This is a genomic window from Streptomyces sp. RP5T (assembly GCF_003933965.1).
Lineage (GTDB): Bacteria > Actinomycetota > Actinomycetes > Streptomycetales > Streptomycetaceae > Streptomyces.
Map to the genome: position 1 here is coordinate 1 of NZ_RSAJ01000328.1, position 9,352 is coordinate 9,352.

At 64.7% G+C, this 9,352-nt stretch carries 9 protein-coding genes and 1 pseudogene; 6 read left to right on the top strand and 4 right to left on the bottom strand.

Annotated elements, in window-relative coordinates:
- On the top strand, positions 1-680 hold a 680-nt coding region (locus tag EHS43_RS28245), incomplete at its 5' end, for a transposase (RefSeq protein ID WP_148104104.1).
- A gap of 111 nt (positions 681-791) precedes the next feature.
- On the opposite strand, the gene EHS43_RS28250 is transcribed toward EHS43_RS28245, so the two are convergent.
- Complete coding sequence (locus tag EHS43_RS28250; protein WP_260470746.1) at positions 792-1,637, bottom strand: transposase; 846 nt, start codon at positions 1,635-1,637, stop codon at positions 792-794.
- Positions 1,638-1,895: 258 nt separating this feature from the next.
- Between EHS43_RS28250 and EHS43_RS28255 the strand changes: the two are divergent.
- Positions 1,896-2,666, top strand: a pseudogene (locus EHS43_RS28255) (transposase).
- A gap of 19 nt (positions 2,667-2,685) precedes the next feature.
- On the opposite strand, the gene EHS43_RS28260 reads toward EHS43_RS28255, so the two are convergent.
- Positions 2,686-3,054, bottom strand: coding sequence for a hypothetical protein (locus EHS43_RS28260; RefSeq protein ID WP_125193563.1), 369 nt, complete (start codon positions 3,052-3,054; stop codon positions 2,686-2,688).
- A gap of 27 nt (positions 3,055-3,081) precedes the next feature.
- Positions 3,082-3,381: a hypothetical protein gene (locus EHS43_RS48095; protein WP_260470748.1), complete on the bottom strand. Its 300-nt coding sequence runs from the start codon at positions 3,379-3,381 to the stop codon at positions 3,082-3,084.
- On the opposite strand from EHS43_RS48095, the gene EHS43_RS28265 reads away from it, so the two are divergent.
- Positions 3,337-4,050, top strand: coding sequence for a transposase (locus EHS43_RS28265; RefSeq protein ID WP_260470747.1), 714 nt, complete (start codon positions 3,337-3,339; stop codon positions 4,048-4,050). The genes EHS43_RS48095 and EHS43_RS28265 overlap by 45 nt on opposite strands.
- 19 nt (positions 4,051-4,069) lie before the next feature.
- Here the strand turns inward: EHS43_RS28265 and EHS43_RS28270 are convergent, their stop codons facing one another.
- Positions 4,070-4,786 carry a hypothetical protein gene (locus EHS43_RS28270; RefSeq protein ID WP_125193565.1) on the bottom strand — a complete coding sequence of 239 codons (717 nt, stop codon included), beginning with the start codon at positions 4,784-4,786 and terminating at the stop codon, positions 4,070-4,072.
- Between the two features lie 2,560 nt (positions 4,787-7,346).
- Here EHS43_RS28270 and EHS43_RS28280 point away from each other — a divergent pair.
- From EHS43_RS28280 to EHS43_RS28290, 3 genes are all read left to right on the top strand, one after another.
- A complete protein-coding gene (locus EHS43_RS28280; RefSeq protein WP_125193567.1) occupies positions 7,347-7,895 on the top strand; it encodes a hypothetical protein in 549 nt (182 codons plus the stop codon).
- A gap of 28 nt (positions 7,896-7,923) precedes the next feature.
- Complete coding sequence (locus EHS43_RS28285) at positions 7,924-8,205, top strand: hypothetical protein (RefSeq protein ID WP_125193568.1); 282 nt, start codon at positions 7,924-7,926, stop codon at positions 8,203-8,205.
- 87 nt (positions 8,206-8,292) lie between these two features.
- Positions 8,293-9,000 (top strand): arylamine N-acetyltransferase, encoded by a 708-nt coding sequence (locus EHS43_RS28290; protein ID WP_185806447.1) that lies wholly within the window; start codon positions 8,293-8,295, stop codon positions 8,998-9,000.
- Positions 9,001-9,352 lie beyond the last annotated feature (352 nt).

Sequence of the window (9,352 nt, forward strand, 5' to 3'; positions counted from 1 at the left end):
CGTGGGGCATCGACATTCCCCTGGTCGTCGCGGACGCCGGTTACGGAGATGCCGCCGCCTTCCGCCACGGCCTGGAAGAACGCAACCTGCCCTACGCGGTGGGCATTTCCTCCCGCCACACCGCCCACCCGGCCGACGCCCGGCCCGTCCAGCCCGCTTACGCGGGCACCGGCCGGCCACCGCAGCTGCAGTATCCCGCGCCTGCGCAGAGCATGAAAGACCTGGTCATCGCAGCCGGGCGGGCGGCAGCGAGACCAGTGTCCTGGAGGGAAGGCTCCCGCCCTGGCAAAGGAATCAGCGGCTTCAAACGTATCTACTCGCGGTTCGTGGCCCTGCGCATCCGCCCGGCCGGACGCGGGGTCCGCAACACCAGCGACGGTCCTGAACTGCCCGAACGCTGGCTGCTGGCCGAGTGGCCGGCCGCTGAGCCCGAACCCGTGCAGTTCTGGCTCTCCAGCCTGCCCTCCGGGATGCCGCTGGCCACGCTGGTGCGGCTGGTCAAGCTGCGCTGGCGCATCGAGCACGACTATCGCGAGATGAAACAGGCCCTGGGACTGGCCCACTTCGAAGGCCGCACCTGGAACGGCTGGCACCACCACGTCACCCTCGTCTCCGCCGCCCACGCCTTCTGCACCCTGCAACGACTGGCACGAGACCCAAAAGACGTAGTGCAGGTCTGAGCCTCTACCAAGTCGTCCGCGAACTGCAGACCCTCCTCGCCACCTGGACCGGCGCCTGCCCCACCTGCCACCGAGACATACCCACACCACTACGAACCTGACCAAGCCCTACTAGCTAACGAGCTCGTGCACGGTAGGAGGTGGGGGCGTCATGTGCCTCGGTGGGACCTGGCGTTTCACATTGTTCGTGCCGGGCCAGGTCGGCGGTCTGCTGGTGGGACAGCAGGGCGGCAACGGCTTGGACGGTGTCCTGATGTGTTCGCGGCGGCCGAGGTGGCGGGTCAGGGCCCGCCAGTTCTTCAGGTGGGCGATGCCGTGCTCGACCCGGATACGGCGTGAGGAGTGCGCCTTGCGCTGTCGCTCGTGCATGTCCTCGTACCAGTCCGGGGCGTTCTTCTTGAACGTGCGGCGCGGAGGCGTGATCACCCGTCCGCCGGTCTGTGCACCCAGCCCCTGGTAGCCAGCATCGGCCAGGATCTCCACCGCAGGCCCGTCGGCCAGGAGCTTGACCAGCCCTAACTGGCGGGCGTGGGTGATGTCCGCGCAGCTGCCGTGCTGAGTCGGGCTGCAGAAGAGCACTCGGCCGTCGCCGCCCGTGACGACCATGGTCTTGACCGCATTCTGCTTGTTCTTGCCGGAGATGAATTTGTCCCGGTCTGTGCGTCCGGCGTCCGGCCTCCGGACCCGGATCTCAGTTCCGTCGATGATGCCGGTCTTCCCCCGGGCACCGAGATCGTCGACGACCTCGGCGAGGGCCCGCAGCCGCACTCCGGGGCTGATGGTGCACCCTCGCTCGGCGAGCAGGGGCCGCACCTCGCCGATGGCACGGGTGATGGTGGAGCGGTCCACGCCGAACCAGCAGGCCAGTACATCGTGCGTGGTGGCGTGGCGGAGATGCACGAGCGTGGCGAGGAGCCGGTCGACGAACACCAGCTGGTGCTTCGCGCCGGCGCCCACAGACCGCTTCCGTCGCCTGGACGCAAGCTTGGCTTGGTGTCGGGCGTGCCACAACGCGTCTACCTCTGCGACGAGTTCAGCGATCACCTCAGCCGACAGACCTGTGATCCTCCGGTCGCTGATGATCGCTGCACGAGACGCGTTCCCCACCACACGACCATGATCGACGATCAGGTGCTCGACGTCTCACCGCTTACCGTGCACGAGCTCGTAAGAGTTGTCCCGTAACTGGTGAGACTGCTGGGGCATTGACCGGTCATGGGTGCGGTGATGTCAGCAGATGATCCGAAGTGGATCGAGCCGTTCACCGGGCTGAGTCCGGCCCAGTTCAACCGGCTGGTCGCGCTGGTGCGACGTCGCGGTGGTGATATTCAGCGCGGCCGCCCTTGACGGCTGCCGCTGGAGGACCAGGTCTTGCTTGTGGCCACATACTGGCGCACGAACCTGACATTGCGGCAGGTCGCGCCGCTCTTCGGGATCTCAAAGTCGGCCGCGGACCGGATCCTGGACCACCTCGCGCCGCTGCTGGCGATCTCCCCGGCCCGCCGCAAGCGCGAGGACACTGTCTACATCGTCGACGGCACCCTGGTCCCCACCCGCGACCGCAGGGTCGCCGCATCCAGCAAGAACTACCCGTACTCGACGAACCTGCAGATCGTCATCGACGCCAACAGCCGTCTGGTCGTGACCGTCGGCGACCCACTGCCCGGCAGCCGCAACGACTGCCGGGCCTTCACCGAGTCGGGCGTCGACTTCGCCTGCCGAGGCGTTCCGGTAATCGCCGATGGCGGCTACCAAGGCACCGGCCTGCTCATTCCTCACCGCCGACAACGCGGTCAGAAAGCTCTGAGCCCGCAGCAGGAAGCCGAGAACAAGGTCCACCGCAAGGCCCGCGCCCGCGTCGAGCACGCCCTGTCCCGCCTGAAGAACTGGAAAATCCTGCGGGACTGCCGACTCAAGGGCGATGGCGTTCACCAAGCCATGCTCGGCATCGCCCGACTACACAACCTGGCCCTCTTCGGTCGATGATCGTCTCAGCCAACTGCTGTCAGGTGCCGTGAGACGGTGGTTCGATGGCCAGGACTGGGAGGCCGAGCTCCCGGGGCCACCCAGGTCGCCATCGACTGAGCCATTCATCGAAGTCTTCCCGCAAGAACTGGCGATCGACCGGCTTCAGCCGAACCTGGGGCCGTTCATCGACCCACCAGACCTCAAACTCAGTCTCGGTGCCTTCAGCCGGCCACCGAGCGGCATCCTCCGGCAGCAACAGCACGTCGACGAAGCCGCCGACGGTGAGCCCGATGTCAACGAAGACGCCGATCGTGCCCGGCCTCGGTATCTGGGCAACCCTTCCAGAAACACGCTGCCCGAAGTGCAATCGACGACGTATCTCCTCCCACTCCACCATGTTCACCATCAGGCCATCTTCCCGGGTGCCGACCTCTTACGGGACAACCTTTACGAGCTCGTGCATGGTTGGCCGTGAGACGTCGAGCTCTTGATCGTTGATCATGGTCATGTGGTGGGGAACGCGACTCGTGCAGTGATCATCAGCAAACGGCGGATCACGGGCCTGACGGCCGATGTGATCGCTGAACTCGTCGCTGAGATTGGCCCGTTGTGGCACGAGCGCCAGCAGGCCAGGCTCGTCTCCCGGCAACGGAAGCGGGCCGTAGGTGCTGGTGCGAAGCACCAACTGGTGTTCGTCGACCGGTTGCTGGCCACCTTGGTCCATCTCCGTCACGGGACCATCAACGACGTGTTGGCCTGCTGCTTCGGAGTAGATCGCTCGACCATCACCCGGGCCGTCGGCGAGGTGCGGCCCCTGCTCGCCGAGCGGGGGTGCACCGTCAGCCCCGACGTGCGGCTGCGAAGCCTGGCCGAGGCCGTCGACCATCTCGGCGCGACCGGGAAGACAGGCATCATCGACGGCACCGAGATCCGGATCCGCCGCCCAGCCCAGGGACGCGAGGACCGGGACACGTTCATCTCCGGCAAGAACAAGCACAACGCCGTCACATCCATGGCGGTCACGGATGAGGACGGCCGGGCGCTGTTCTGCAGCCCGACCAAGCCCGGAAGCTGCGCGGACATCACCCACGCACGCCAGTTGGGGCTGGTCAAGCTCCTGGCCGATGGGCCCGCGGTCCAGATCCTCGCCGATGCCGGCTACCAGGGTCTGGGTGCGCAGACCGGCGGTCGCGTGGTGACACCACCGCACCGCACGTTCAAGAAGAACGCCCCGGACTGGTACGAGGAGATATACGAGCGCCAGCGCAAAGCGCACTCCTCACGCCGTATCCGTGTTGAGCACGGCATCGCCCACCTGAAGAACTGGCGGGCACTCGCACGCCACCTCGGCCGCCGCGAGCACAAGAGCGACACCGTCCAGGCCATCGCCGGCCTGCTGTGACTGCGGTGGGGCTCGGGGGTCACATCTGCCCTGCCGATTTCAGGTCCATGATCTGTTGGTGGGAGAAGAGGGTGTTCGAAGACTGCTCTCCATCGCTTTCGCCACGCAGCAGGAGCGAGGTCGCACGCTGGCCGGAGGGGGCAATGTCGTCTGCAGCCAGTGAGCCCTTGCCGGCCCGGCCCTTCTCGGTACGGGCCGGGGCTCCAAAGCGGGTGAACGGCCCGTACATAACTACGAGGGAGGATTCACGGCTGAGTGCCGCGATGTCGTGATGCCCGTCTCCGTCGAAGTCACCGCGGGTGACGGGTCCCTGTACGCCAAGCGTGGAGACGTCGTCCGACAGCTGAACAGGAGTCGCTTCGCGCCCGGACCTGGGTCCGGCGGGCCCGCCCCAGGTCACGTAGGGGGCTGTGCGCGAAACGACCAGGCGCCCTTCACCCGTCGTCGCCTCCACGTCCTTGCCCATGACAGCAGTGATGAAATCAGGGTAACCGTCACTGTCCAGATCGGCGGAGACTACGTCGGCGGCACTGACGCTGTCGGCGCTGGCGGCGGGCCGGTCCGCAGGTGAATCAGGGAGACCCAGGTCACGACGTCCGTACAGGGTGCGGGCCGCGGGGACGAGACCCTTGGGGGAACCATAGATCACAGCGATCCGCTGGTCGCCGTCCGGAGCCTTCCACTTACCTCCCGCGGGGACGGGCACCATGAGGTCCCGGTGCCCGTCACCATTCATGTCATCGGGGTCCTTCGAGCCCTTCCCCCGCCCCGGTGCCGGGCTCCCGGCCGGAGAACCAGACTCGCCCGCCATCGCCGTCCCAGCGCGTGCACGGGCCGGACGATGCCCCTCCGCGCTGTCGCTTCCGTTGTCGGATGCCGAGAGCGAGACGAGTACGGCGCACGCGGCGAGACTCGACAGGACGAGGCGACTTGGCATGACGTTCACTCTCACGTTCTGTTGGATGGCTCTGGACCACTCACGAAGAGCTGGTCACCGCCCTGACCCTCTCCGTGCTCCGGGGTGCGGGGTGGGCGGCCTGACGGATGAAGCAGATGGCGGTGAGGCCGAGGCCCCTTGCCGGTGCGTAGCCTGCTCGGGCGGCGCAAAGTTCGCCGCACTGCTTCCCTGCGGTAGCGCACTTTCCGGGGCCTGCAGAGGGGCCGGTTCACTTCCGGGGTCGTAGGTCACGGGCAGGGACCGTCGCCGAATCTCCGCACTCGTAATGACTGGCCGAGCACCGGGAGAATCCCGAAAATTCGATTGATCATAAAGTCTGTGTGCAACCTCAGCATCCTCACTGGATCTGATACTGCTGGCTACAGAGGAACCGGAGAAAAGAGGGCGCCGCTCTGAAAAATCCGGGTCGGTTTGCACATTGCCGAAGGAATCCCGCTTATCTTCAGGCACAGGGGACGATGCTGAACCGTCGGTGCGAGCCCATTTCGCCACCCACTCCTCGTGAAGGGACCGATCGGACCGGCTTGTTTGCTCCTCGCCGTTTGCCGTCGCAGAATGATTGCGCCCAGCAGATCGCTGCCATTTCACCATAGCTTCTTTTTGAGCGCTTAGTGCGTCCCAATCGCCGTGAGCCTGCGGGGAGTGGCCGGACTTAACTGATTTCGCAAATTCTGACGCCGCTACTCGCCGAGCGTACTGTTCGTCAGTGAGCGGAGCGCCCCGGCTTTGCCGTCGCTGGTTATGCGCCATGACTGATGGCGCAGCCTGTGGTCCCAACGAAGGCCCTGGGCCCATCCCGGCGTATGGCTGAGGAAGGGGCCCTTGGCTTGCCTGCAGTCTTTGTTGCATGGCCGACTGTGAAGCCTTGTGGTCCTTGTAGCCTGAATATGCTGTGAACGCACCCGCCGCCATTAGCGTCAGGCCAGGGGCGACCCCGAGGCCGCCGGTGGCGGAGGCCGCGACGAAGCCGGTGAACATCAGCGCGCCACCTGCGACCATGGCCTTTCTTCCCGGCTTTTCCATGAACTTGGACACGCCGGCCCTCGCACTGGCCATCATGTCACGGATCCTGGAACTCCGTCGGCGGTCCTTCTGCCCGCCGTCCGAGGATCCCCGTCCATTTATCCTCTGCACATCGGCCATACTAATCACCATCCCCGAGCCGTTGAATAAGATAACCGGATCGGCTACGCGCGCCCCGATTTCTGACGGCCAGTAGAAAAACCCCAGCTACCGGCACAAACCGCCGTTCCCGAGGATCGGCCACTGGCCACGGATCAGCCAGCCGTGACCGCGATTGGAGAACCTCACATCCGACAACGACTGTGAGCCACCTTCAGTTCATCCATGTCCGGCCCGGTCAGCTTCGGCACGCCGCGCAGGTGTGCGGCAGACCCCGTACCTCACCGGCACGACAGGGCACGTCCGTGCAGGTTGGTCCGCGCGCCGACGACGCAGCAGACATCTACCGTTTCGGGGCGACGACGGCACCGTCGAGCAGGTCAGAGACCTCGTCGAGGGTTGTGGTCGAGCCTCCCCTGAGACTGACATGGGCGTCGACCGGGAACGACATGCCGTCGGAACGTCTCGTCCACCCCGGCCGCAGCAACTCCTGCTCCCCTCCCAGCGCCCTGCAGCCGGGCCCGGGGCCGGGATACGCAGTGGACTCGCCCCTCATACCCGTGCCCACGGCCGACGGGTGCTCGGCCTACCGGAAGGAGATCAGCGTCCCTCCTTCCGGCAGAGCGGACAGCGACGCACAGTCGTAGACACCGCCGGCCCCCGCGCGAACACCGACTCCAACTCCGCAGCCCACAAACCGGCTTCATGCATCCCCACCACGACCAGAACAACGAAGCCGACCAGCTCAGGGAACGATTTCTGACTGGAGTACTCGCGAGAACAGCCCCGCCTCTGCAGACCCAGCCGGAACGGCCTGCTGACGCCGCACCTCGCGTCGGCGACGATGACAGGCACCTGCAACAGCTACTGGCCCAATGTGTTAAGAGAGGCTCGGTAGGAAATCCGAACGCCTGGTCTCACGCTGGTGATGAACCGTTTGGTCGAGCCGTACGTTGTCCCTGATCGCAGCCTGTATCGGCCACCAGATGGTCAACTCGAATTGATTGCTCGCATTCCCCTCAGGTGAATTGTCGTGAGTCTGGCATATACCGATTCTCCGTTGACATCAGACGGATCGTGGAGTCCCGATAATGGACTCGACGCATCTGCAGTTCCCTCCCGCCTCCTCGACATGGAGAGGAGGAACCTGCCCGCATTGCCAGTAATCGGACGCAACTCCGCAGATTCTCGAAGTCTCCACCCATGAGAGGCGCAATTGAACAACCAAATTGCCGCCATAGACCGAAATTGCTTCATGTCGACGCACTGGACCCTGGTGGCGTTCGTGAAACGTCACAGAAGTTTTATTTGGGGATTCACAATCGCGTGGCTAATCAGTCATTGGGGAGGTGTGGCCGAACTGTGGGCAGCCGCATCGAACTGGGTCGCACTCGCCGCCATCTTCGTGGCTTTCGAGGTCATGTTCATCGCGGGTCTGCTCGTCGTGGTTGCTGCTGCTGCCCGTCGGCTTGTTCCCGGCCCCCTTGAGCGCTCGCGGGCCTGGATGACAGCCTTGGGCGCATTTCGCAGGGATTTCCGGGCAACTATTGACGCCATTCGTGACGATCGAATGTTCAAGGTGGGCCTTTATCTTAACTGGATAGGGGCCGCAATGGTGGCCGGCGTCCTTCCACTTCTGCTGATACCGCTGCTCTTGCCAGCGACGAGTTGGCCGCTGATGGTCACGCCAGCGATCGATCTACTACTCACCTTCGCGTCACGCATGACGCTTCAGCAACCCCCATCAGGCGTCGATCAGAGCTGACGCCAAAAGTGAACGGATCGTAAACCGAATGATTTCAGATTCGCAGGTCGTCGTCATGACTCGCAGTGATGCCGCGAAATACCTGGAGAGGCTTGGGGTCAACTGGCCTGGGCGTCCCACCGTCGAGACGCTCTTCCAGATCCAGCGGGCTCATGTCGAGCGCATTCCCTACGAGAACATCGACGGCTACCTGGAGGGGCACCTTATCTCGATGAAGCCGTCGCACTCGGTGAGCCTTTTCCAACCTGGCGTCTGCGCAGCTCAGACCCCTTGTCGCGCATGTGACACGCCACAGGGAACGCTCGACTGAGCTGCCCTTCTGATGCTCACCCCCCTGCGCGTTGGGTGCTCCGGAACGATCCAGCTCGCCGGGCCTTGCCAGGTTGGAAAGGGCTCGGTGCAGCAGATACTGTCGCACTCGGTGCGGCAGATACTCAGTGGGCGAGGCGGAGTCTGCTTCCAGACCAATGTCGCCCTAGCCATGCTCCTACGCACGCTCGGCTATGAGGCCGACAACCACTGGGGTGAGGTGCGTTTTACCCGTGAGGAAGACGTAGCGGATTCGGAGGTTCTCTCCGGCGGGCACGTCGCGCTGACAGTACGGGCCGAAGGGGAGACCTGGCTGCTGGACGCCGGGATGGGGGACGCGATCTACGAGCCGTTGCCGCTGCGAGAGGGCCGCTACCGGCAGGATCCCTTCAGCTTCGGACTGGAACGGTGGCGACGTGCACCCGATGGGTGGCGCTTCCGAAACGATCCGTCGGGGTCCTTCGTCTCGATGGTGTTCACCACACAACCGACGTCGCTCGACGTATTCAAGCCTGTCGCCGCAGGGCTGGCGCAATCCTCACGGTTCAGTAGGACATTGACCGTCCAGCGACGGCAACACGCAGGCGCGGACGTGCTCCGGGGCCGCATCCTCACCCGTATCGACGCAAACGGCAGGTCCAGGAAGGTCATACAAACCGAGGAAGAGTGGTTCGAGTGTCTTACCGGACTGTTCGGCCTTACTCTCCCTGAGCTGAGCCCGGCTCAGCGGGAAGCCCTGTGGCACAAGGTGCTACCGCGGGGCCGACAGCTGACCATGGCGCGAGCGGACGTCTGAGCGGCTTCCGCGTCGGGTTTCGCCGCATCCGCAGCGCAACGGACATCCACATGCTGAACGGCGCCCCTCAACTTCGAAGCCAGCTGAGCACCCCAGATCTTCAACGACGTGGTGCGTGATAACGAGTAGGGCGTTGTGCCCGGCCGGCGACATGATCCGCCTATGACAATCAGTCAACTTGACCCGGCGCTGAAGCACCGGGCTTGGAGGTAGTGCCCAACTGGCTGCTGGGGTGGACTCCTCCGTCCAGACACCCCGTTATGGGGTGGCAGGGACGCGTGACTCACGCCCCGCATTCCACACGCTCTCGCCACGGGTGGCGATGTTGTGGGAAGCGTTCCGGTCGGCGTGG

What these genes read in the sequence shown, in the direction of transcription:
- EHS43_RS28260 (WP_125193563.1), bottom strand. Translation starts at nt 3,054, where the DNA reads ATGGTGAACATGGTGGAGTGGGAGGAGATACGTCGTCGATTGCACTTC.
- EHS43_RS28270 (WP_125193565.1), bottom strand. Translation starts at nt 4,786, where the DNA reads ATGAATGGTGACGGGCACCGGGACCTCATGGTGCCCGTCCCCGCGGGA.
- EHS43_RS28285 (WP_125193568.1), top strand. Translation starts at nt 7,924, where the DNA reads ATGATTTCAGATTCGCAGGTCGTCGTCATGACTCGCAGTGATGCCGCG.